The sequence below is a fragment of the Rhodococcus sp. 27YEA15 genome, from assembly GCF_049739425.1.
Lineage (GTDB): Bacteria > Actinomycetota > Actinomycetes > Mycobacteriales > Mycobacteriaceae > Rhodococcus_F.
The window spans coordinates 5,051,331-5,074,593 of the sequence record NZ_JBMHHW010000001.1 but is presented as its reverse complement, the minus strand read 5'-3'; the positions used below and the strand labels follow the sequence as shown (position 1 = coordinate 5,074,593).

General features: G+C 64.1%; 22 protein-coding genes and 1 tRNA gene. 12 read left to right on the top strand and 11 right to left on the bottom strand.

Annotated elements, in window-relative coordinates; translation table 11 throughout:
• Nucleotides 1-141: 141 nt before the first annotated feature.
• The 3 genes from ABH922_RS23730 to ABH922_RS23720 form a co-directional block, all read right to left on the bottom strand.
• Nucleotides 142-282 carry a hypothetical protein gene (locus ABH922_RS23730; protein ID WP_424809266.1) on the bottom strand — a complete coding sequence of 47 codons (141 nt, stop codon included), beginning with the start codon at nucleotides 280-282 and terminating at the stop codon, nucleotides 142-144.
• The gene (locus ABH922_RS23725) at nucleotides 279-410 is read right to left on the bottom strand and encodes a hypothetical protein (RefSeq protein WP_424809265.1); all 132 of its coding nucleotides are present in this window, start codon (nucleotides 408-410) and stop codon (nucleotides 279-281) included. The genes ABH922_RS23730 and ABH922_RS23725 overlap by 4 nt, the downstream gene beginning before the upstream one ends.
• Before the next feature lie 181 nt (nucleotides 411-591).
• Nucleotides 592-1,227 (bottom strand): isochorismatase family protein, encoded by a 636-nt coding sequence (locus ABH922_RS23720; protein WP_424809264.1) that lies wholly within the window; start codon nucleotides 1,225-1,227, stop codon nucleotides 592-594.
• Between the two features lie 149 nt (nucleotides 1,228-1,376).
• Here ABH922_RS23720 and lexA point away from each other — a divergent pair, with 149 nt between their 5' ends.
• Entirely contained in the window at nucleotides 1,377-2,012 is a 636-nt protein-coding gene (gene lexA, locus ABH922_RS23715) for a transcriptional repressor LexA (protein ID WP_424809764.1), read from the top strand.
• 6 nt (nucleotides 2,013-2,018) lie between these two features.
• On the opposite strand, the gene ABH922_RS23710 is transcribed toward lexA, so the two are convergent.
• From ABH922_RS23710 to ABH922_RS23695, 4 genes are read right to left on the bottom strand one after another with little or no spacing between them, the layout of a single operon-like run.
• Complete coding sequence (locus ABH922_RS23710) at nucleotides 2,019-3,596, bottom strand: ABC transporter substrate-binding protein (RefSeq protein WP_424809263.1); 1,578 nt, start codon at nucleotides 3,594-3,596, stop codon at nucleotides 2,019-2,021.
• A gap of 22 nt (nucleotides 3,597-3,618) precedes the next feature.
• Entirely contained in the window at nucleotides 3,619-5,220 is a 1,602-nt protein-coding gene (locus ABH922_RS23705) for a dipeptide ABC transporter ATP-binding protein (RefSeq protein ID WP_424809262.1), read from the bottom strand.
• Nucleotides 5,217-6,017, bottom strand: a complete 801-nt coding sequence (locus tag ABH922_RS23700; RefSeq protein WP_424809261.1) for an ABC transporter permease — start codon at nucleotides 6,015-6,017, stop codon at nucleotides 5,217-5,219. Before ABH922_RS23700 ends, ABH922_RS23705 begins: the two co-directional genes overlap by 4 nt.
• Nucleotides 6,014-6,973: an ABC transporter permease gene (locus ABH922_RS23695; protein ID WP_424809260.1), complete on the bottom strand. Its 960-nt coding sequence runs from the start codon at nucleotides 6,971-6,973 to the stop codon at nucleotides 6,014-6,016. Before ABH922_RS23695 ends, ABH922_RS23700 begins: the two co-directional genes overlap by 4 nt.
• 327 nt (nucleotides 6,974-7,300) lie before the next feature.
• On the opposite strand from ABH922_RS23695, the gene ABH922_RS23690 reads away from it, so the two are divergent.
• Nucleotides 7,301-9,073: an amidase gene (locus ABH922_RS23690; RefSeq protein ID WP_424809259.1), complete on the top strand. Its 1,773-nt coding sequence runs from the start codon at nucleotides 7,301-7,303 to the stop codon at nucleotides 9,071-9,073.
• 79 nt (nucleotides 9,074-9,152) lie between these two features.
• The gene (locus ABH922_RS23685; protein WP_424809258.1) at nucleotides 9,153-9,584 is read left to right on the top strand and encodes a hypothetical protein; all 432 of its coding nucleotides are present in this window, start codon (nucleotides 9,153-9,155) and stop codon (nucleotides 9,582-9,584) included.
• A 61-nt stretch (nucleotides 9,585-9,645) separates the two neighbouring features.
• On the opposite strand, the gene ABH922_RS23680 is transcribed toward ABH922_RS23685, so the two are convergent.
• Nucleotides 9,646-9,728 (bottom strand) — tRNA-Leu (locus ABH922_RS23680).
• Between the two features lie 256 nt (nucleotides 9,729-9,984).
• Between ABH922_RS23680 and ABH922_RS23675 the strand changes: the two genes are divergently transcribed.
• From ABH922_RS23675 to pknB, 7 genes are all read left to right on the top strand, one after another.
• Nucleotides 9,985-11,562: an FhaA domain-containing protein gene (locus tag ABH922_RS23675; RefSeq protein WP_424809257.1), complete on the top strand. Its 1,578-nt coding sequence runs from the start codon at nucleotides 9,985-9,987 to the stop codon at nucleotides 11,560-11,562.
• A gap of 192 nt (nucleotides 11,563-11,754) precedes the next feature.
• Nucleotides 11,755-12,219 (top strand): FHA domain-containing protein FhaB/FipA, encoded by a 465-nt coding sequence (locus tag ABH922_RS23670; RefSeq protein WP_424809256.1) that lies wholly within the window; start codon nucleotides 11,755-11,757, stop codon nucleotides 12,217-12,219.
• Nucleotides 12,216-13,658 carry a PP2C family protein-serine/threonine phosphatase gene (locus tag ABH922_RS23665; RefSeq protein ID WP_424809255.1) on the top strand — a complete coding sequence of 481 codons (1,443 nt, stop codon included), beginning with the start codon at nucleotides 12,216-12,218 and terminating at the stop codon, nucleotides 13,656-13,658. Before ABH922_RS23670 ends, ABH922_RS23665 begins: the two co-directional genes overlap by 4 nt.
• Nucleotides 13,658-15,109, top strand: coding sequence for an FtsW/RodA/SpoVE family cell cycle protein (locus ABH922_RS23660; protein ID WP_424809254.1), 1,452 nt, complete (start codon nucleotides 13,658-13,660; stop codon nucleotides 15,107-15,109). The genes ABH922_RS23665 and ABH922_RS23660 overlap by 1 nt, the downstream gene beginning before the upstream one ends.
• Nucleotides 15,106-16,572: a peptidoglycan D,D-transpeptidase FtsI family protein gene (locus ABH922_RS23655; protein WP_424809253.1), complete on the top strand. Its 1,467-nt coding sequence runs from the start codon at nucleotides 15,106-15,108 to the stop codon at nucleotides 16,570-16,572. The genes ABH922_RS23660 and ABH922_RS23655 overlap by 4 nt, the downstream gene beginning before the upstream one ends.
• 2 nt (nucleotides 16,573-16,574) lie before the next feature.
• A complete protein-coding gene (locus tag ABH922_RS23650; RefSeq protein ID WP_424809252.1) occupies nucleotides 16,575-17,945 on the top strand; it encodes a protein kinase domain-containing protein in 1,371 nt (456 codons plus the stop codon).
• Nucleotides 17,942-19,876 carry a Stk1 family PASTA domain-containing Ser/Thr kinase gene (gene pknB, locus ABH922_RS23645; RefSeq protein WP_424809251.1) on the top strand — a complete coding sequence of 645 codons (1,935 nt, stop codon included), beginning with the start codon at nucleotides 17,942-17,944 and terminating at the stop codon, nucleotides 19,874-19,876. Before ABH922_RS23650 ends, pknB begins: the two co-directional genes overlap by 4 nt.
• Before the next feature lie 50 nt (nucleotides 19,877-19,926).
• Here the strand turns inward: pknB and ABH922_RS23640 are convergent, their stop codons facing one another.
• Together ABH922_RS23640 and ABH922_RS23635 are read right to left on the bottom strand one after the other, a co-directional pair.
• Nucleotides 19,927-20,577: an aminodeoxychorismate/anthranilate synthase component II gene (locus ABH922_RS23640; RefSeq protein WP_424809250.1), complete on the bottom strand. Its 651-nt coding sequence runs from the start codon at nucleotides 20,575-20,577 to the stop codon at nucleotides 19,927-19,929.
• 22 nt (nucleotides 20,578-20,599) lie between these two features.
• A complete protein-coding gene (locus ABH922_RS23635; RefSeq protein ID WP_424809249.1) occupies nucleotides 20,600-21,313 on the bottom strand; it encodes a DUF881 domain-containing protein in 714 nt (237 codons plus the stop codon).
• A 113-nt stretch (nucleotides 21,314-21,426) separates the two neighbouring features.
• Here ABH922_RS23635 and crgA point away from each other — a divergent pair, with 113 nt between their 5' ends.
• The gene (crgA, locus tag ABH922_RS23630; protein ID WP_424809248.1) at nucleotides 21,427-21,690 is read left to right on the top strand and encodes a cell division protein CrgA; all 264 of its coding nucleotides are present in this window, start codon (nucleotides 21,427-21,429) and stop codon (nucleotides 21,688-21,690) included.
• Between the two features lie 107 nt (nucleotides 21,691-21,797).
• Nucleotides 21,798-22,289, top strand: a complete 492-nt coding sequence (locus ABH922_RS23625) for a PH domain-containing protein (RefSeq protein ID WP_424809247.1) — start codon at nucleotides 21,798-21,800, stop codon at nucleotides 22,287-22,289.
• A gap of 9 nt (nucleotides 22,290-22,298) precedes the next feature.
• Here the strand turns inward: ABH922_RS23625 and ABH922_RS23620 are convergent, their stop codons facing one another.
• Nucleotides 22,299-23,249 carry a rhomboid family intramembrane serine protease gene (locus ABH922_RS23620; protein ID WP_424809246.1) on the bottom strand — a complete coding sequence of 317 codons (951 nt, stop codon included), beginning with the start codon at nucleotides 23,247-23,249 and terminating at the stop codon, nucleotides 22,299-22,301.
• Between the last annotated feature and the right edge of the window lie 14 nt (nucleotides 23,250-23,263).

The window sequence follows — 23,263 nt, the reverse complement described above, 5'->3', positions numbered from 1 at the left end:
GCATTCTGGTAGACCGTCGCGTTCAGCGTATTCCCCGTCGGACTCGCATTTCTTCTGCCCACAATCGACAATCACGGCGAGAAGTCACCGAACAAGAGTGTCTGATTCGGCCACCTTCATCCCGGATGATGTCAACGGGCACTACATCTGAGATCCCCACAACTCACGCCGTCCCAACGCGGCCGTGAGGTTGCCGAGAACCAGCTCGGCTCCGCGTCGAGGGCGAGTCAGGTAGGAGAGCATCATGGTGATCGCAACGCCTTCACGAGGTTCCAGCGTCACCTCGACGGCGTCACCCCGACCGTGAATCGACTGATGCCCACACCCGAGCCGCGCAGCGCACCGTGCAATCCGCCTCGCGGCTCGTCGAACAGGTCAGCGCCCCGCACCGAGGGAACACGGGAATCCATAGCCGCCAAGGGTGACGAGTCGGACGAAGCAGCCGACCGGTGCAGCGAACTCACCCGCTTCCCGTAACCGTTGGCCGAGTCCCCACAGTTCTCCCGATCCACGCACGAAGATCGTGCGTCGCCTCGGCTGCAGCGAAGCCGACACCGAGAAAGCCCCATGTCATCGCCGTGACCGACACGCTCACACCCCGGCTGCCGCACGACCCTGAACGGCCGAGACGACAAGATTGTTCTTCGTCAACTCAGTACCCGCCTTCACAGCTTCGGTCCAGTCGGCCGTCGTGGCCACGGCGGCGAAATTCGACTGCAACAACACCATGAGCGTCGTGTGCACGGTCTCGGCCGAGACCTGACCGGCCTCGTTCGCCAGATTGATCGCGCCGGTGGCGTCGGAGAGAACCTCGGCCGCGAACCCGAGCCCTTCCGCCTCGACGAGCGTGGCGAGATCGCAGTTGTTGATCATGTAGCCGACCACCGTGATCGTGTCGACGCCCTGCTCTCGCAACCAGTCCGCGACGTCGGTGTCGGCGAAGATGCTCCCGTACTCCTTGTGCACCTGCTTCCACGAAGCCTCGACGCGCTTGTCCACCTCCGGGTGCAGTGACCACCCCGGCGTTCCCGGCACGAAGACGGGCGCGCCTTCCGGCATCCGATGTTGTACCACCAGCACGGGTAGATCGTTCGCCTCGGCAGTGGCGATTGCATCCAGGATATTGGCCAGTGACCGACTACCGGGCGGATACGCGATACTCAACGGGCCGTCGAAGTACTCCTGCTGAACATCGACGAGAACAAGTGCGCGATTCGGTGAAGACATGGTTCATCACTCCTGGGATAGAGATCAGCCGGATGCTTCCCTCACATTCTTCGTCAGCGACCGCGCTTTGGCGACTACCCGATTGGGGAGGAAGGTGGTCGGTGGCATTGACTACGATTCCCGATGTGAGCGACTACGACGATCCCGACATGTTCGACGGCCTCGACCCGTCCACTCTGCCGCAGCGGCAGCAGTTGATTCTGGCAGCCATCCGGGACTGGGTAGCCGACAACGGGTACGCACCGAGCACCCGTCAGATCGGCGACGTAGTGGGCCTGCGCTCGACGTCGTCGGTGTCCGGACACCTGCGCAGCCTCGAAGACAAAGGCTTCCTTCGGCGCGGCACCGGTATGGTTCGCCAACTCGACGTGCGCCCGTTCCTCTCCGGTGCGAAGAGTCGCTCATCCGACAATACGGTTACGGTGCCGGTGGTCGGCGACATCGCCGCCGGAACACCGATTCTCGCGCAGGAGCACACCGACGAGATGTTGGCACTGCCCCGTGAACTCGTCGGTTCCGGCACCGTGTTCGGGCTGCGGGTACGTGGCGAGTCGATGGTCGACGCCGCGATCTGCGACGGCGACGTCGTAGTGGTGCGCCGCCAGGACGAAGCTCATTCCGGTGAGATCGTCGCAGCGATGATCGACGACGAGGCCACCGTGAAGGTACTACGGCGCCGGAACGGTCACGTGTATCTCGAGCCTCGCAACCCGGCCTACCAGGTGATCGACGGCGACAAGGCAGTCATTCTCGGGAAGGTCGTGTCCGTGATGCGCAGGCTCTGAGCATCCTCACGCGAAATAGGTCTTGTCCAGGATCAGATTCTTGTATCGATTCCAGGCCACATCACGCACACCACCGGTGTAGACGTTGGTGTTGGTGGTGATCGCCAGATCTATGACGAACTGTTCGTCCAGAAGTAGATCCGAGAACTCCTTGTACGCGGCGAGGGCATCGGCACTTTTCGGGTCTGGCTGCTTCCACACTCGATCCACGATGGCGGTGTATTCCGGTGACGAATATCCGGAAAGATTCTTTGCCGGCTTGAACGGGGCCGCCCCGGTGGCCAGGGTCGACGGATTGAGCTGACCGAAACCATGCGGGTTGATCCAGAGTTGCTGCTGACCGCTGCTCAGGAACGGTGAGAACGTCGCCTGCTCCCGCGGATCGAGATCGACCTTGATACCGATGTCGGCGAGGTTGCTCTGGACGATGGCTGCGATGGTGGCAGCCGGCGCCAGTCCGGTACCGTACGACAGCTTCAGCGACGTCGACGGAGCACCGGCATCTCGTAGCAACGACTTCGCCTTGTCCAGGTCACGGGAGTAGTGCTTCGTAGCGGCCTCGTCGTATGCCGGGGAGGACTGCGGCCACGGCGCACTGCTCGCGATACCGGCACCACCGAGCACCTCGGCGAGGATACGGTCCCGATCCACCGCGTACGAGATCGCCTGCCGAATCCGCTTGTCCGCCAGCGCCGGATCGACCACGTTGGCTCCGACATAGTAGGCGACGTCGTACACGTCCTCGGTTTCGACGCGAAAAGCCGAGTCGCTCCGGAACGGTCTCGCATCCTGCGCGGATACTCCGATCACGGCGTTGGTCTGACCCGACCGCACCGAAGACAGCAAGGCAGAGTTGTCCGGAACCACCCGCACCGTGACGCTCTCGAGCAGCGGAGCGCCGCCCCAGTACGTGTCGTTTCGTTTCCATGCCGACTGTTGACCACGCTGCCAACTGTCGAACACGAAGGGGCCGGTACCGACGAACGAATCACCGGCGAGTAAACCTGCTTCCGTCTCGGAGTCGGTCAACAGCATGAATTCGAGGAGATCGAACAAGTTCACCAACGGATGGGCCAGCGTCAGAACAGCCACGGCAGCCTCGGAGGTGTCCACCGACGTCACCGTCTGTGCGGCAGCCTGAAGCTGTGAGCCCGCAGAATCCTTGGCCAGGTTCGCCAGTGAGTACGCCACGTCCTTGGACGTCAACGTCCGTCCCGTGTGGAAGGTGACGTCGGTACGTAGTTCGAGTCGTACCGTCAAACCGTCGTCGGACACGTCCCAGGACGTCGCAACCCGAGGCTTCGGATCCGAGGAGATGGGGTCGAGCCGTATCAGCGTGTCGAAAACCAGCGTCCCGACGGTCATCGACGTCAGACTCTGGGAAAAAATCGTGGCCGGATTCAGATCACTCAACGAGCCGATGACCAACGTCCCACCCGGTTCGGCCGAACCTTCGGACTGGTTGTCCTGCTTCGCTTCCTGTACCGCCGACGAGCAAGCGGCCAGCACCAGCGCCGACACGCCACCGATACCCAACTTCACGAAATCGCGCCTGTTCAGCCCTGCACCCGACGGCATCGACATGAGCCCTCCCCCTTCGTGTTCACTACTTCTGACGACGATCTTTCGGATCTGGTTGCGGTACTGCGTCGATCAGTTGACGCGTGTACTCGTGTCGCGGTGCGGCGAACACGGCCTCGGTAGTGCCCTGTTCGACAACCGCACCACGGCGGAGCACCACGACGCGATCTGCCACCCGATTCACCACGGCGAGATCATGACTGACGAAAAGGCAGGCGAACCCGAACTGGGCGCGAAGACTTTCGAACAGATCGAGAATCTTCGCCTGCACCGATACGTCGAGCGCACTGGTCGGCTCATCCGCCACCAACAACCTGGGCTGCAATGCCAAGGCACGGGCGAACGCCACTCGCTGACGCTGACCACCGGACAGTTCCGACGGGCGCCGCGACGCATGGTCTGCCGGAAGTTCCACCGATTCCAGTAGTTCGGCGACCCGCGCCCGCAAGGATGCTCCAGAAGCCACTCGGTGCACGACCAGCGGTTCACCCACGCTCTCGCCGACACTGCGTCGCGGATCGAGAGACGCTGCCGGATCCTGGTGTATCAGAGCGAAATTCCTTCGCAGCGAACGAAGCTCGGAACGATGTAGCCCGGTGACAGACGTGCCGAGGAACTCGACGGCACCCGAGGTGGGCTGCACCAATCCCAGAGCCGCACGGCCGATGGTGGTTTTACCCGAGCCCGACTCTCCGACCAACCCCACCACTTCACCGGCGCCCACGGTGAGGTCGACGTTGTCGAGAGCACGAAACTCCGGGTTACCCAGCCGAGCCGGATACCGCACCGTCAAACTGCGAATCTCCAACACCGCCGACTCGGATTCTTTGCCCGGTAGGACGTGGTGGTGATCGTGAAGTCTCGGTACGGCAGCGAGTAGCTCTCTCGTGTACTGCTGATGTGGATTCTCGAACAGATCGAACACCGACTGCTGCTCGACAACCTTCCCGCTTCGCATCACTACCACGCGATCTGCCACTGCTGCAACAACTCCCATATTGTGCGTGATCAGGAGTATCGACGTGCCGTTCGCGTCGCGCAATCCTTGCAAGAGCTTCAATATCTCGGCCTGCACCGTCACGTCGAGGGCAGTGGTCGGCTCGTCCGCAATCAGCAATTCGGGTTCACCGGACAATGCCAACGCGATCACCACTCGTTGTTTCTGCCCGCCGGAGAGCTGATGTGGATACCAGTCGACGCGCGTCGACGCGTCGGGTATCTCGACGAGTTCCAACAGTTCCACCGCACGAGCGCGCGCAGCACGCTTCGATATCCGTTGATGTGCTTGCAGTGCCTGCGTGATCTGTCTGCCGATCTTCTGCACCGGGTTCAGTGCGGTCTGCGGCTCTTGAAAGACCATGGCCGCCCGCACACCACGAACCGAGTTCAACACCGAATCGTCGGCACCGATGATCTCGATACCGCCCACCGTCACCGACCCCGTCGCCGTGGCACCGTCGGGGAGCAACCCGAGAATCGTTCGAGCCGTCAACGATTTACCCGACCCTGATTCACCCACCAAAGCCACGATTTCACCGGAGCCGACCGTGAGACCGACACCTTCCACAACCGGCGACCGGCTACCGAAAGAGACGGACAGATCATCTATCGCCAACAGTGCATTCATGATCGGCGTGCCCGCCCGATTCCCTGCGCGAGAAGCAGAAAGCCGAGAACCAGTGCCGCCACCACCACGAGCGGCCCGATCGCGAAAGCAGTGTTCACGTCCAGGTTGGGGATCGAATCCGAGATGATCGATCCCAGCGACGGATCCGGCGGATTGACTCCGATACCGATGAAACTCATCGCCCCCTCGACGAAGACCGCCAGCGAGAGCGACAGGGCTACCTGCACCCCCAACGACTCGAGTACGTTCGGCAGGATGTGGATTCGCAGTACCCGGAGCTGACCCGCCCCGATCACCTCGGCCGCCTCCACGAAGGGCTGCTCGCGGACCCGCAGTACCGCCGTCCTGACGAGTCGGCCGAAGATCGGCACCTCGGTGGCAACGATCACCACACCTACGGTGAACGCTCCCGGACCGATGATCGCGGCCAGCGTGATCGCGAGAATCAGTGCGGGAAAAGCGAGTACGACGTCGAACAGTCGTTGAACCAGGGTATCTGCCACGCCGTCCAGCGTCGCCACCAAGCCGATCAGAGCACCGATCACCGCGCCGATCGGTACGGCGACAAACGCGATGAGCAAGTCGATTCGAATTCCGTAGAGGACACGGGAGAAGACGTCACGGTTGACCTGATCGGTACCGAGCCAATGCTGCGCGCTGGGCCCCAGGAGGTTCGCCCCGGAGATCTGCTCGAGCGGATCGTAAGGCGCAAGGATCGGAGCCAGAATTCCTGCCACCATGATCACCACGACCATGACCAGACCTACCAGACCCTGACCGCGGGTCACGCCGGTCACGACTTACCTCCGATACGAATACGCGGATCGAGGTAGGCGTGCGCCACATCCGTCAACAGTTGGATGACTACGAAGATCGACACCGACAGCAACAACAACACCTGAACTACCGGGTAGTCCCGACGACTGATTCCCTGCTCGATCAACCGACCGATCCCCGGCCAGGCGAAGATCGCCTCCACCAGAATCGAACCACCGAGCAACTGCCCGGTCTGCAAACCGAGAGCGGTGATCATGGTGGGCAATGCATTCCGCAGTGCACTTCGCGAGACGAGGTTCCACCGCCTCACCCCCACGGCCCGGGCGGTGGTGACGTACGGCTGCTCGAGTTCGGTGCGCAGCGATTCGGTCAGGAAACGGGTCAACGCCGCCGATACCGGAAGTGCGAGGCAAACCGCAGGCAGGAGAAGGTACTGGACGGTGATGTCCGGTCTCGCGAGGAACCCGGCCGGCGGCACCCCGCCCGCAGGCAGAACCGGAATCAGCACGGCGAAAACCAGTACCAACAGGACACCGGTCACGAAGGGAGGCAACGCAACCGCAAGCGTGTTGGCACCGTTGACCACTGCCGTCAACCAGCGTCTGGGCCACGCCACGGCGGCGACGGACAGCACCAAGGACACCACCACCGCCAAGATCAGCGCGGCCGACGTCAGAACCAGAGTATTGGTCAACCCGTCGAGCACCAGGTCGGAGATGTTTCCGCCGATCACGAACGATCGACCGAGATCGAACGTCAGAATTCCACCCAGCCATGTCAGATACTGCGATGGAATCGACTTGTCCAGCCCCAGTTGCGCTCTGATCGCATCGATGGACGCCTGCGAGGCATCGGGGCCGGCCAGCGTCGTCGCCGCGTCGCCAGGCACGAGTCGAAGGACCAGAAAGATCAGTATCGACGCCAGGAACAACACGAGCACCGCGGACGGAAGCCTACGAAGAAGGTAGCGCGTCACAACAGGTCACTCTCGACAACCGACTGCACAGTGCGCCCCCCGGCACGCTCGACTCGAACCCACTAACCATTCGTGTCAGTGAAGCTAACACCAGCCGAACCTTGCCACAATTCGAACGAAACCGCAGGGAGAGTCTCGGCGAAATGCAAGTTTCTGGCACTGGTTCGTCACGGTGTCGACCGGAGGGACCGACTACTCGCATGTCACTCGGATCACGCGCGACACATTTCGGACATATTTACGAATCGTGGCTGAAATCTGTTCTCTTTAATCTCTTCTCGACGCCGATACGGCACGCCACCCCCATGGGAGCAAGGAGACAGTCAGGTGCGAAGAAGAACCATGTCGCGATTCGTGGCAGCAGTCGGCATCGCCGGATTGTGCGCCGGCGTCGGTGGGGGGCCGGCGATCGCAGCACCCACGAATCAACCTGTGGACGTCGTGGACCTCGGAGTCGCAGGCGCGCTGGATGCCATGAACACCGGCAAGGCCACGTCGGAAGAACTCGTCGAGGCCTACCTGACGAGAATTTCCGAATACGACGGGCAGACACCGATGGACGGCGGCCTCGGCTCGATCGTGTCGCTCGATCCCGATGCACTCACCGAAGCTCGGGACCGGGACCGGCAACGCGAAGCAGGCGACATCCTCGGCCCACTGCACGGTGTTCCCGTGCTCGTCAAGGACAACATCAACACCGCGGAAATGCCGACCAGCCAAGGCAACAAGGCGCTGGCGACCTACCAGCCGCTCTCCGATGCCACCGTGGTCGAGCGGCTCCGCAAAGCCGAGGCCGTGGTGATCGGAAAGACCAACATGGCCGAGTTCGCGGCATTCTGGGACACGCAGAGTTCCGTGCGCGGCCGAACCCTCAACCCGTACGACGTCACCCGCAACGTCAACGGATCCAGCGGTGGTTCCGGTGCAGCCGTCACCGCGAGTCTGGGCGCGATCGGTCTCGGAACAGAATCGTGCGGATCTCTCACCGACGTAGCATCATTCACCAATCTGGTAGGACTTCGACCCACCCCCGGCCTGGTGAGCCGAGCAGGGGTCGACTACAACCCGGACGGAGACACCGTCGGGACACTGTCTCTCGACGTGGCGGACGCGGCCATCGCTCTCGACGCGCTCGCCGGTACCGACCCCGCCGATCCCCTCACCCACGACGCCGACTCGCACAAACCCGCGTCCTACCGTGACGCTCTCGGCAGTGGATCACTCGCAGGCAAGAGAATCGGATACATGGTCCATCCGCTGGGCGGAAACGACTTCCAGCCGGGGGCGCAGAGCTCGTCGGTACTTGCGACCGCTGACGAGGCGATGCAGGAGATGACGGCCCGGGGCGCGACGGTGGTCCCGATCGACCTCTCCCCCACCTGGCTGGATACGTACCTGCCCGCGAACCGCCAGTACTGGGGTACCGGCGGCCGCGAGGACTACTTCCTACGAACCGACGCGAAGGTACCCGACGGGCTGGCCGCCGAATCCGAGCCCAGGGACCAGATCAACTACGGCGACCTACTGGCGGCCGATCACGACATGGACCCGACCACGATCGCCATGCTGCGCAGTGGCGACAACGTGCCTGCCGACCCCGCGTCGTACCAGTCGGCTCAGGAAAGTCGTGAACTACTCGAGAAGGGTGTGGAAGCACTCGAAACGGAGAACCGACTCGACTTCCTCGCCTATCCGACCATGTCGGCGCCACCCGTCACACTTCACGACGGGGTCAAGCCGGTATCGGTCAACGACGAGCAGCTCGGAACGAGTTGCGGATGGGCGAACTTCACCGGACGGCCGGTGGTCTCCCTCCCAGCCGGATTCGACAAGGACGGCCTACCCGTCGGAGTGAGCCTGCTCGGTCAGCGGTACGGCGAGACAGAGCTTCTGAGCGCCGCCTACGATTACGAAAGGGCAACCGATCACCGCAAGACGCCCGACTTGTCCACCGTCGCAGCAGATCTCGCGTCCACATCATCCGCGATGCCCGCCGGAGCCGATACACCGATGAACTGGTTCGGCATCGTCTCACTCACGGCGGGCACGGTCGCGCTCGCACTGTTCGCGGCCTACGCGCTCCGTCGACATGGCTCGTAAGCTGTTCGGTGTGATCTGCTGGAACGGTGACACGCGAGAAGCACGAACAGTCCACGCTGCGCACGCTGGGTGAACCGCGATGGTCACGGTAATCGCGGTGAGTGTGTTCGGTCTCCGCCGGGAAGTCGACCAGATGATGTCGGCGCTCCGCGAAGCCGGACGCGACGGGCACGAATCACGTGGGTGGGTGTCGCGCTCGGACACGGATCCGGGCACCGGCCGCGACAACCGTGAGGTGCTGACCGGCCTCGAATCGCAATGGACTCGAACCGTCGACGGCGCTCACACCGGTGTCACGGCCGGCAGCCAGATGTGGTGGATTGTCGCCGCCGACGACGTAGATCCACTGCGGTCGGCATTGATCGCAGTTCTCGACCATCACACGTCGAGGCGATCCGACCCGAGGTCGAGGCGATCCGACCCGGGGTCGAGGCGATCCGACCCGGGAACGGTGCCGGCCGATCGAGTGGCGTGGTCGCTTGCCTGTCACCGATACTCCGCCGAACACTGAAGCTGATTTGCACAAAACGAACGGGGCCGTCAATTCCGAGAATTGACGGCCCCGTTCACTGTGGGCGAAGGGGGACTTGAACCCCCACGTCCCGAAGGACACTGGCACCTGAAGCCAGCGCGTCTGCCATTCCGCCACTCGCCCGAGCAACGCCGAAACATTATCACGACGTTCGAGAAATTTCACATTCGTGCAGCTCAGCGGGTAAATCGATCGACAGTCAGCAACTGGTTACCCGAACCGGATATCATGCTGAGACTTGACCGCAGTACTGCCGAACAGACGTTTCACAGTACCGTGGAACCTGTACAGGAGATCGGTTGACACGCGACAATGTTCAGTGAGGCGGTTTCGGCCGCAGAACCAGCAGGTCGCGGAGGCGAGGCGAGAGGAGGGCACCATGGGCATCGTGCAGCGTTTCGAGCGAAAGCTCCAAGGGGCTGTCGGTGACGCATTTGCTCGGGTCTTCGGCGGTGGCGTGGTGCCACAGGAAGTCGAGGCCGCACTGCAGCAGGAGGCGCGAGACCGCGTCGAGGATCTCGGCAACGGACTTCTCCTCGCTCCCAATCAGTACGTGATCACCATCAACAACTCCGATCACGAAGAGTTGGCCGCAGATCGCGAACTGACCACCAAGGCGTTCGCCCGCCATTTGCAGGACTTCATTCGTGATCAGGGTTGGCAGACCTACGGCGACGTCGCCGTCACCTTCGCCCCCTCGCCGACTCTGCACACCGGCCAGTTCCGCACCAGAGGAACAGTCAATCCAGACGACGAACCTGCACCGATTCCACAATCGGGTCCGGTGCAGCCGCCCCCACAGTCGCCGGTGCCACCGATACCGCCACCACGTCCTCGCGTTCCACAGGTTTCGTCGCGACCACCGCAACGACCCGCACAGAATGTCCCCCCTGTTTCCAACCACGTCCCGCCACTACCAGGAGCCGGTCCCATGACGCAGAACTCAGGCTACGAACCCAGCCGCGATCCGGCGGGGCGCCAGCCCGAACCGCAGCAGCCGGCACGCAACGGTTACTCCCACGACGACGACGCCGCCTACACCCAGCAGGGCCAGGATGCGCCGTACCAGAACGGGTACGACCGCGGTGACGGCTACCGCAACGGGAGCGATCAGCAGTCGTACTCCCAGACCAACGGCTACGACCAGCAAAACGGCTACGACAACCAGCAGGGCTACCAAGGCGGCTACGAACAGCCTGCCTACGACCAGCAGTCCTACGACCAGCAGTCCTACGACGCAGCGCCCCAACAGCAGAACTACGACCAGCCGCAAGGTAGCGGCTACGACAACCAGCAGGGCTACGACAACCAGCAGGGCTACGGCCAGCCGCAGGCGTACCAGGGTGGCTACGACCAGAACGGGTACGAGCAGCAGGGCTACCAGCAGCCGTACAACGGTCAGTCCTACGAACCGCAGGCGCAGGGCAACGGCTACGACAACCAGCAGGGCTACCAAGGCGGCTACGAGCAGCCTGCCTACGACCAGCAGTCCTACGACGCAGCGCCCCAACAGCAGAGTTACCAGGGTGGCTACGATCAGCAGCCGGCCTACGACCAGCAGTCTTACGACGCAGCGCCCCAACAGAGCTACGAGCAGGGCGGTTACGACCAGACCCAGGCGTACGCGCAGCAGGGATACAACGGCGGCGCTTACGCACCGGCCGCTCAGAGTTCGACGGCGACGCTACAACTCGAGGACGGCAGTGGACGCCACTTCCAGCTTCGTGACGGCAGCAATGTCATCGGACGCGGGCAAGAGGCGCAGTTCCGACTGCCCGACACCGGCGTCTCACGTCGCCACATCGACATCCGCTGGGACGGTCGAACCGCGATGCTCTCCGATCTGGGATCCACCAACGGGACGACGGTCAACGGAGCACCCGTCCAGGACTGGCAGCTCGCCGACGGCGACATCATCCGGGCCGGGCATTCCGAGATCCTCGTTCGGATTCTCTGATCCACAGCTAACGGCCGCCGCGCCGCCCGCAGTTCGATAACAATCGAGCACGTGGCGGTCCGTCGGCGCGCCGCCGGCACGGCGCTGTCAGTATCGTGACGCAAGGGGCTCAGCGCCCCCTATGATGCTGCCAGTCGACAATGCTCGCGCCCGCCATTGTGCGGGTCGGGCCGTAGAAGGAGGTGGACAGCCGTGCAGGGCCTGATTCTGCAACTCACACGAGCGGGCTTCCTGCTCCTACTCTGGCTGTTCGTCTGGGCAGTCCTGCGTACTCTCCGATCCGACATCTACGCAGGTTCCGGCGTGCGTGTGCCGCCGCGTTACAGCCGTGCGGGTGGTGTTCTCCCGTCACTGGGCAAAGCCAAGGTGCCGCGATATCTGGTGGTCACCCAGGGCGCTCTGGCCGGCACCCGCATCACGCTCGGATCCCAGCCGGTGATGATCGGCCGCGCCGACGATTCCACTCTGGTCCTGACCGACGACTACGCGTCGACCCGTCACGCCCGACTCTCACAACGAGGCGTCGACTGGTATGTCGAAGATCTCGGTTCGACCAACGGCACCTATCTCGATCGTGCCAAGGTCACCACCGCCGTCCGGGTACCGCTCGGTACCCCTGTCCGCGTCGGTAAGACGGTAATCGAGTTGCGCCCGTGACCCTAGTTCTCCGCTACGCGGCGCGCAGCGACCGAGGTCTGGTGCGCTCCAACAACGAAGACTCCGTTTACGCAGGTGCACGCCTCCTCGCGCTCGCCGACGGTATGGGTGGGCACGCAGCCGGTGAAGTTGCATCACAGTTGATGATCGCCGCGCTCGCCCATCTCGACGACGACGAACCAGGCGAAGATCTGCTCGGAAAGCTCGAGTCGGCGACCATCGAAGGCAACGATTCGATCGCCGACCACGTGGAAGAGGAACCGGACCTCGACGGTATGGGCACCACCCTCACCGCGATGCTCTTCTCCGGCAGCAAACTCGGTCTGGTCCACATCGGTGATTCCCGCGCGTACATGCTGCGCGACAACCATTTGACGCAGATCACCCGCGACGACACCTTCGTCCAGTCCCTCGTCGACGAGGGCCGGATCACCGCCGAAGAAGCACACACTCATCCGCAGCGATCGCTGATCATGCGGGCATTGACCGGTAACGAGATCGAACCGACATTGACGATGCGCGAAGCCCGCGCAGGCGACCGGTATCTGCTGTGCTCGGACGGTCTGTCCGACGTGGTCAGCGACGAGACCATCGAGAACACGATGCGGGACGGTTCGCAGGAGCACTGTGCGGATCGGCTCATCGAATTGGCTCTGCGCAGCGGTGGTCCCGACAACGTCACCGTGGTCGTCGCCGACGTGATCGATCTGGACTACGGCCAGTCACACCCGATCGTCGCCGGTGCCGCGTCCACCGAGGAAGAAGAGGACACGCCGCCGCCGAACACCGCGGCCGGCCGGGCTGCCGCCATGCGTCCGCCGCGCGCGACACCCAAACGTGTTGTCTCCCAACCGGAACCAGAGCCGAAGAAGAAGCGTAACCGGATCTGGTGGCTGGTGATTGCCGTGGTGCTGATCGCCGTCGTGGTGGTCGGGGCCGTCATCGGTCGCGCTGTCATCCGGAACAACTACTACGTGGGCGCCGACGACGGACGCGTCACCGTGCTGCGCGGTATCCCCGGCTCCGTTCTCGGGTACTCACTGCAGCAAGCCGATCAGGTCGGCTGCGTCGGCAGCGACGACGTCCTCACCCTCGTCTCCCCGGATGCGATTCCCGTGGGCTGTGACATCTTCGAGGTCGCGGATCTACAACCGTCCGCCCAGGAACAGGTTCGGGCCGGACTGCCGTCCGGTAAACGTCAGGATGCCCAGAGTCAGATGATCCGACTCATCGGTGGCGACCTGCTGCCCCGTTGCGAAAGCACGAGCACCACGACCGCGCCGCCCACGCCGACGACAGCCGCGCCGCCCGCTCCTCCCGCACCCGGAGTACCGCCACCGCCACCGGCGGCGACCACGGTCCCTCCCATCACCACAACGGACGAAGCACCCATTCCCAGCGCTCAGATCCCCGGACAGACGTGCAGGGCGGTCAGCTGATGTCCACCAACGCCGCATCGGGGGTGGCTTTCCCGAGCCCACCCGGAGGATTTGCGCCTGCCCCGGTCCAATCCACCCGACGGAACGTGGAGTTGCTCCTGATCGGCTTCGCCGTGATCGTGACGACGGTGTCGTTGCTGCTGGTCGAGGCCAGCCAGGAACAGAAGATCACCCTGGATCTGGCCAAGTACGCCCTCGCCTACACCGGACTGTTCCTGATCGCGCACCTCGCGATCCGTCGATACGCCCCGTACGCGGATCCCCTGCTGCTTCCCATCGTTGCCCTGCTCAACGGCCTCGGATTGGTACTCATCCATCGCCTCGACCTGGCCGACGAGCAGACCGCGCTCTACAACGGCGTCGCGGCCCCGTCACCGGATGCCAATCAGCAGGTCCTGTGGACAGCACTGGCGATTTCCGGATTCGTACTGCTACTGGTGTTCTTGAAGGACTACCGTCTGCTGGCGCGGTTCAGCTACACCCTCGGCCTCGCCGGCCTGGTGTTCCTCGTCATCCCGGCCATCCTGCCCGCCCGGTTCTCGAGCGTGAACGGCGCCAAGATCTGGATCCGGCTGCCCGGCTTCAGCATTCAACCGGGCGAGTTCGCGAAGATTCTGCTCATCATCTTCTTCGCATCGGTACTCGTGGCGAAACGTGACCTGTTCACCTCCGCAGGTAAACATTTCCTCGGCATGGACTTTCCGCGCGCCCGCGATCTCGGCCCGATCCTGCTCGCCTGGATCGTCTCCGTCGGTGTCCTCGTCTTCGAAACCGACCTCGGCACGTCCCTACTGCTGTTCAGCACCGTGCTGGTGATGATCTACATCGCCACCGAACGTGTCGGCTGGCTCGTCATCGGTATCGGACTGCTCGGCGTCGGCTTCTTCTTCGCGTACAAGATGTTCTCGCACGTCCGCGTCCGCGTGGACACCTGGCTCGACCCGCTCGGCGACTACGCCAACACCGGCTACCAGATCTCCCAGTCCCTGTTCGGGCTGGCCACCGGCGGTATCGCCGGAACCGGACTCGGCAGCGGACGCCCGAACCAGGTGCCGTTCGCCAAAACCGACTTCATCACCGCCACCATCGGCGAAGAACTCGGCCTCATCGGCCTCGCCGCCGTACTCATGCTGTTCCTGCTGCTGATCGTGCGCGGCCTGCGCACCGCCCTGGCCGTCCGTGACAGCTTCGGGAAACTTCTCGCCGCCGGACTCTCGTTCACCATTGCGATCCAGATCTTCGTCGTCGTGGGCGGTGTCACGAAACTGATCCCGTTGACCGGCCTGACCACCCCGTTCATGTCCTACGGCGGATCGTCGCTGCTGGCCAACTACCTGCTGCTGGCGATCCTCGTCCGCATCTCCGACTCGGCCCGCGCCCCGGCGGCACCCAAGAAGAAGGGTCCGGGTCCGATCGCGGACGCCCACACCGAGATGATGCCGCGCGTATGAACACTCCCCTGCGCCGCGTCGCGATGGCCGTCATGGTGATGGTGGTCGCGCTGCTTGCCAACGCAACGTACGTCCAGGTCATCAAGGCCGACGATCTGCGTAACGACCCCCGGAACTCGCGCATCCTGCTCGACGAGTACTCGCGCCAGCGAGGCCAGATCTCCGCCTCCGGCCAGGTACTGGCATCGTCGCAGGCCACCGACGACCGATACAAGTACCTCCGTGAATACCCGAACGGCGAACCGTTCGCACCGGTCACCGGGTTCTACTCGATGCAGTACGGCAGCGCCGGCCTCGAGCGCACCGAAGATCCGATTCTCAACGGATCCGACAACCGCCTGTTCAGCCAGCGATTCTTCGACCTCGTCTCGGGCCGCGATCCGCGCGGTGGCAACGTCGTCACCACCCTCAACCCGGCGATGCAGCAGGTGGCGTACGACCAGCTGACCAGCAAGGGTTACACCGGATCGGTAGTCGCGATCGAACCGAGCACCGGGCGCATCCTCACCATGGTGAGCACCCCCAGCTACGACCCCAACAAGCTCGCCAGCCACGACGGCGCCGTCACCACCCAGGCGTGGGACGACCTCAACGCCGACCCGAACAACCCACTGGTCAACCGCGCGATCTCCCAGACCTACCCACCCGGGTCCACCTTCAAGGTCATCACCACAGCCGCCGCCCTGGGCAACGGTGCCACCCCCGACGACCAGTTGACGGCGGCCCCGCAGATCACACTGCCCGACACCAACACCACCCTGGAGAACTACAACGGCAGTACCTGTGGCGACGGCCCCACCGCATCCTTGCGAGACGCATTCGCCCGTTCCTGCAACACCGCCTTCGTCGAACTGGGCATCAAAGACGGCATCGGCGCCGTCAAGGACGAAGCCAAAGCCTTCGGTATCGGACCCAACACCCCGACCATCCCACTGCCCGTCGCCGACAGCACAGTCGGTGACATCCCCGACGACGCGGCACTCGGACAGTCCGCGATCGGGCAGCGCGACGTCGCCCTGACCCCGCTGCAGAACGCCGTCATCGCAGCCACCGTCGCCAACGGCGGTGTCCGCATGCAGCCGAACCTGATCTCCCAGCTCCAAGGGCCCGACCTCACCGATCTGAGCTCACCGTCACCGGTGTCCCTCGGCCAGGCGATCTCACCGACCGTCGCCGCCACCCTCACCGAACTGATGATCGGCGCCGAGAACTACACCAGCGGCGACGGCAAGATCCCCGGCGTACAGATCGCGTCCAAGACCGGCACCGCCGAGCACGGAGTGAACCCCCAGCAGACCCCGCCACACGCCTGGTACATCGCGTTCGCCCCGGCCCAGAACCCGACCGTCGCCGTGGCCGTCATCGTCGAGAACGGCGGTGACCGCGGACTGGCCGCCACCGGCGGGTCCGTAGCCGCACCCATCGGTCGGGCAGTCATCGCAGCCGGAATCCAGGGGGGCTAACCGTGGCATTGAACAACGGCGCTCTGATCGCCGACCGTTACCGACTCAACCGCCTCATCGCGACCGGTGGCATGGGCCAAGTGTGGGAAGCCACCGATTCCCGACTCAACCGTCGCGTCGCCGTGAAGGTACTCAAGTCGGAGTTCTCCTCCGACCCGGAATTCCTCGAACGCTTCCGCTTCGAAGCCCGAACCACCGCACAGCTGAACCATCCCGGCATCGCCGGAATCTACGACTACGGCGAAACCCGGGACAGTTCCGGAGATTCCACCGCCTACCTGGTGATGGAACTGGTCAACGGCGAACCACTGAACGCAGTGCTGGCCCGCGTCGGCCGCCTCGCGGTGGCGCACGCACTGGACATGCTCGAGCAGACCGGGCGCGCACTGCAGGTCGCCCACGACGCCGGTGTCGTCCACCGCGACGTCAAACCGGGCAACATCCTGATCACCCCGGCCGGACAGGTGAAGATCACCGACTTCGGAATCGCGAAAGCCGTCGAGAACTCGCCGGTCACCCGCACCGGAATGGTGATGGGCACCGCCCAGTACATCGCCCCCGAACAGGCCCTGGGCCAGGACGCGACGTCCGCCAGTGACGTGTACTCGTTGGGCATAGTCGGCTACGAGGCGCTCTCGGGCCGACGACCGTTCACCGGCGAGGGCGCACTGACCGTCGCGATGAAGCACGTGCAGGAAGTCCCGGCGCCCATGCCCGCGGACCTGCCGCCGAACATCCGGGAACTCATCGACATCACCCTCGCCAAGGATCCACTCGGCCGATACTCGAGCGGCGGCGAATTCGCCGACGCGGTGGCTGCCGTCCGCGCCGGCCACCGACCACCACCGCCCGGGACCGGACGTGGCGTCGCCGCTGCGCCCGGACCGTATCCGCCGACCTCCGCGACGACGGTCCTCCCACCCGGAGCCACCGGCAGCTACGGCGGACCGGCTACGGTCAATACAGCGAACACCACCCCGTCCGGGCTCACCAGCACCCAGAAAGCTGTGGCATGGGCTGGCGGTGGTCTGCTCGTGCTGGCAGCGATCATCGGTGGTGTCGCACTGGCCGGCGGAAATTCCGACAGCCCGACCATCTCGCCCGTGACGACGACGGTGCTCCCCACGACCACCACGCAACCGACCACGACGACTACCAAGCGGCCGACCACCACCACCGAGGCACCCACGACCACGACCGTGGTGCCGCCGCCGATCACCACCACCACGGTGCCGACCACCACGACTGCACCGACCACCCAGCCGAGCACCACGGAACCGACGACCACCACCACGCAACCGACGACGACCACTACGACGACCACGTCGGAGGAGTCCGGGGCCCTTGAAGAACCGCTAGGACAAACGCCATGACCACACCCCGCAATCTCTCCTCCAGATACGAGCTGGGTGAGATTCTCGGCTTCGGCGGCATGTCCGAGGTGCATCTGGCGCGTGACCTCCGGCTCAGCCGTGACGTGGCGATCAAGGTCCTGCGCGCCGACCTGGCCCGTGACCCGACGTTCTATCTACGGTTCCGGCGTGAGGCGCAGAACGCCGCCGCACTCAATCATCCGGCGATCGTCGCCGTCTACGACACCGGCGAAGCCGAAACCGACGCGGGTCCGCTGCCGTACATCGTCATGGAGTACGTCGACGGCGACACCCTGCGGGACATCGTGCGCGGCGGCGGACCGATGCCCTCGCGTAAGGCGATGGAAGTCATCGCCGACGTGTGTGCGGCCCTGGACTTCAGCCATCGAAACGGCATCGTGCACCGCGACGTCAAACCGGCCAACATCATGATCAACCGGGCCGGTGCCGTGAAGGTGATGGACTTCGGTATCGCCCGGGCCATCTCCGACGCGTCGAGCCCGATGACGCAGACAGCTGCCGTGATCGGAACCGCCCAGTACCTCTCACCCGAGCAGGCGCAGGGTGAATCGGTCGACGCCCGCTCCGACGTGTACTCACTCGGCTGCGTTCTGTTCGAGATCCTCACCGGGGAGCCGCCGTTCAAGGGTGACTCGCCGGTCGCCGTCGCATACCAGCACGTTCGCGAAGATCCGCCCACCCCGTCGGAGGTCAATCCAGACATTCCGCGGGAGCTGGATTCGATCATTCTCAAAGCGATGAGCAAGAACCCCGCCAACCGCTATCAGAGTGCGGGCGACATGCGCAGCGATCTGGTGCGGGTACTGGGCGGACAGCGTCCGAGCGCCCCGATGGTCATGAACGACGAAGACCGCACCACCATCCTGGGGGCTGTCGGCTCGGATACCGGCAACTACCGCACCGCACCCGATCCGGTGGAACCCGTCGCACCCACGTCTCGTCGGCGCGCGGAGCCGGCACCGAAGAAGAAGGGGCTGCGGTATGCGCTGGTCGGTGTCGCTTCCGTTGCGATCATCGTTCTCGTGGCCGTCTTCCTCTGGCAGTACAACGGTTCCCCGAAGGTCACGATGGTGACCGTGCCGACGGATCTGACCAATCAACCGGCCGACACCGCAGAAGCTGCCCTGACCAACGCCGGGTTCAAAGTGGAGCGTCAACAAAAGACCGACAAGGTGATCGCGTCGGGCAACGTCATCACCACCCGGCCCGTCGGCGGTGTATCGGTCGAGAAGGGCAGCACCGTCACGATCGACGTGTCCACCGGACCCGAACAGGTACAGATCCCTCGCCTGACCGGCCTCAGCGAAGACGACGCCGAGCAGAAGCTCAACGCGCTGGGTCTGCGACTCGATCCGACCATCGGAAAAGCGGCGTCCACCGTCGCCGAGGTCGACAAGGTCGTCGGGCAGGATCCTGCTGTCGGTGTGTCCGTGGTTCTGAACTCCGCGGTGACAATCACCATCGGCACCGGACCCGAACAGGTTCGGGTTCCCAACGTGACCGGCCAGACCGAGGACGTGGCGCGGCCGAACATCGAAGCCGCCGGGTTCGTCGTCCAGGTCACCGAGGTAGATTCCGGAATGCCGAAGGGGCAGGTCGTCTCGACCGACCCGGCAGGCGGTAGCACCGCGACCAAGGGCGCAACCGTCACCCTTCGGGTGTCCAACGGCAACCAGATCGCGATGCCGGACCTGACCAACAAGACCGTCTCCGATGCGCTCGCTGCACTGCGCGCTGCCGGGTGGGCCGGCAACGGTGGTCAGCTGGTTCAGAACCAGACCACAACTCTGATACCGGAGATGGTCGGCAAGATTGCCTCGCAGTCCCAGCCACCCGGCTCGGAGATCTCCAAGGACGCGGTGATCACCGTCAGCGTCGGCCAACTGGGCATCCCCGGTCCCGGCAGATAGATCGAATCCGTGAAAAAGGCCTCCCTACCCGGGAGGCCTTTTTCACGCGGTCAGAGTGCGCCGAGCGCGGACGCCACTTCGGCTTCGAGGGTGGCCACCAGAACTTCCGGCGGCGCGTCACCGCACACCGCCAGCCAGTTCGCGAGCATCCGGTGTCCACCTTGAGTCAGCACGGATTCAGGGTGGAACTGAACGCCGTGGATGGGACGTTCGCGGTGCCGCATGGCCATCACGACACCGCTCTCGGTACGTCCGGTGACCTCGAGAACGTCGGGAAGGGTGTCTTCGAGAACCGTCAACGAGTGGTAGCGCGTCGCGGTGAACGGATCAGGTAGGCCGGAGAGCACTCCCGTGTTCTCGTGGTGGACGAGACTGGTCTTGCCGTGCAGCAGTTCGGGAGCGCGATCGACGGTCGCACCGAAGGCCGCGCCGATCGCCTGATGGCCGAGGCAGACGCCGAGCAGCGGCGTTTCGGTCTCGGCACACACTTTCACCAGATCCATGGTGGCTCCCGCTCGCTGCGGGGTGCCGGGGCCCGGACTGAGAAGGATCCCGTCGAACTGTGCGACCGCAGCCCCCAGATCTACCGTCAGCCGTGGATCGTCGTTACGCCAGACCACGGCCTCGGTTCCGAGCTGGCCCAGGTACTGCACCAGGTTGAACACAAAGCTGTCGTAGTTGTCGACGACGAGAATCCTCATGGGAGCAGGGTAAACGGCCGCGCTAGCCACCGTTGTAGGCGGGCACCGTGATCTGCGACGGAGCAGTCTGCGTGTAGCCGAGACCGAAGCGGGTCGCGTACTGCTTGAAGACGCGAATTCCGGGCTCGGCAGCCAACGCGGCCTCGAGGCGCGCGACGTCCCCGACCGCTGTCATCACGTACGGCGGACTGTACGTCCGACCGTGCAGAAGCAATGTGTTCCCGATACATCGCGGTGCGGACGTGTTCACGATGCGCTGGTCTTGCATCCCGACAGCCTCGGCGCCGCCCGACCACAGCGCATTGAGCACACTCTGCACGTCCTGCTGGTGGACCACCAGATCGTCCGGGGATGCGTCGACCGGATACTTGCCGTCAGCACCGCGCGGGGCGTCCGTCATCGTGACGACGACACCGGGTCCGGTCATCTCGGTCAGACCGGCGTCGACGGAGATCGTCTTGATGTCGGCCAGTGTGTTCGCCACACCCACGTCGGACCGGGCAGCGTCCTCTTGCAATGCGTTGACCTGCGCTGAAAGACTGTCGCGTTGGGCCGTCACCTCGTCGGCGTTCGCCTGAGCGCTGCGGACCAGATCCGACAGCCGGGTGCTGTCCGCGACCTGCAGTTGGTTTTCCTCGGCCGATCGTTGGGCGGTGGCGACCATCAATCCGGCGACCAGGCACACCACCAGGGCACCGATACGCCACAGAGTTCGACTCGATTCGGTCTCCGCCACCTGAGCTACGTTAGCGTGTAGGTACACATGCAGGTGTTATGTCCGGCCCGGGAGTGCTTGCCGGTCGTGATCACCTGCCCCCGACCCTGTCACACCGTTAGAGCGAGGACGTCATGCCGAAGTCGAAGGTCCGCAAGAAGAACGACTACACGATCAACCCTGCGAACCGCACTCCGGTGAAGGTGAAGTTGGGTCCTTCGAGCCCGGTGTACGTTTCCGTGATGCTCGGCTTCATGCTCCTGGGCCTGGCATGGCTGATTGTGTATTACTTGGCGGCCGATTCCCTCACGTGGATGAACAATCTGGGGGCGTACAACTTCCTGATCGGGTTCGGTTTCATGATCGTGGGTCTCGTGATGACCATGCGATGGCGTTGACCTGCAGTGTCGGTGTGACAAACCGATCATGACCACCTTTCAATTACATGGGTGTCATTCATCCCCAGTGTGGATAACCCCTGTGGACAACCTAGGAAGTTATCCACATGCTCGAGGATGAATTTCATCCACAGCCTCGTGACGGCGCCGCCGACGTGGTCTCGTGGGCCACTCCGATGGGTGCTGTCTACGCGTTTTTCGGCGGGGCACTCGCATTGGCGATCGCCGCATTCTTCGCCCCCACCGAACCGGCCGGGCGATTCCTACTCGCCCTCGCCGTACTCGGACTGTTCGCTTTCGGAGTGCTCGGACTCCGCCAGCGCCCACGACTGGCCGTCGTCGACGTCCACGGGTCGCCGGCCATCGCGGTGCAGAAACTTCGGGCCAGGTACGTCTTCGGGCGCGACCAGATCGACCGCATCCGGCTCGTGCGATACCCGCGCCTCGGCCGGCGGGTGCCGATGCTCGAAATCGACATCGTGGATCGGGCCGCCGGTACCGAGAAACTGCTCATCTTCGGGCGTTGGGACCTGGGCACCACGCCGGAGGACGTACTCGACGTCCTCACCGTCCACGGTCTGGTGCCGCCGGGGAAATAGCGGCGGCCGCTAGCTGCTCAGAAACAGCCCCTGGTCGCGGAGTTGAACGACTCGCAGCACGATGATGCCGAGCGTCACCACCGTCACCGTCGCCAACCCGATCCAACCGATCCGCACTGCCTTGACGCGATCCGATGCCGCCCCGAGCCACTGCGGCGCGTACAACAGCGCTGCGGTGGCAGCGGCGCCGGCCACGAGTCCGCCGGCGTGCCCCCAGAACGAAATTCCGGGAAGCGTCACACTGATGACGACGTTGATGGCGATCACCGAGATGATGGGCGCGGGACTGCGACGTAACCGAAGCAGGATCACTGCCTGCGCGCCCATGACGCCGAAGATCGCCCCGGAGGCGCCTGCCGTCCAGGACAGCGATGTCGGCGACGAGAAGACGGACTGGAAGGCCATGACCGCGGCAGATCCACCGAGTAGGGAAATGAGATAGAGCGCGATGTAGCGGGAACGCCCCAGCACCATCTCGGTGTCGCGGCCGAGGATGTAGAGGGCGTACATGTTCACTGCGAGGTGCAGAATGCCGAAATGCAGGAATCCGGATCCGATGAGGCGGAACCATTCACCGCCGGCCACGAGCGCCGGGTTGAGCGCCCAGTCGAGGAAGAGGGCCGATCCGACCTGGTTGTTCATGACGCTACGAGATTGCAGCACTGTCACGAGGAACGTCAGCACGTTCACGCCCATCAGGGTGTACGTCACCAGCGGAACCACTCGCCCGGAGGCGACGGTGTTACCCGCCACCCCGCGCACCGGACGGATATCGCGTTGACCGGCAGCGACACAGTCCACACATTGGTATCCCACCGACGCTTCGCGTAGGCATTCCGGACACGCGGGTCGGCCACATCTGGTGCAGGCCAGCGCTGTCGGTCGATCTGGGTGTCGGACGCACCGCGGTCGGGGCGGCACGCCCTCGTTCGCACCGCCGCCCCAACCGGGGTTAGTCATCTGCTTGTCTTACC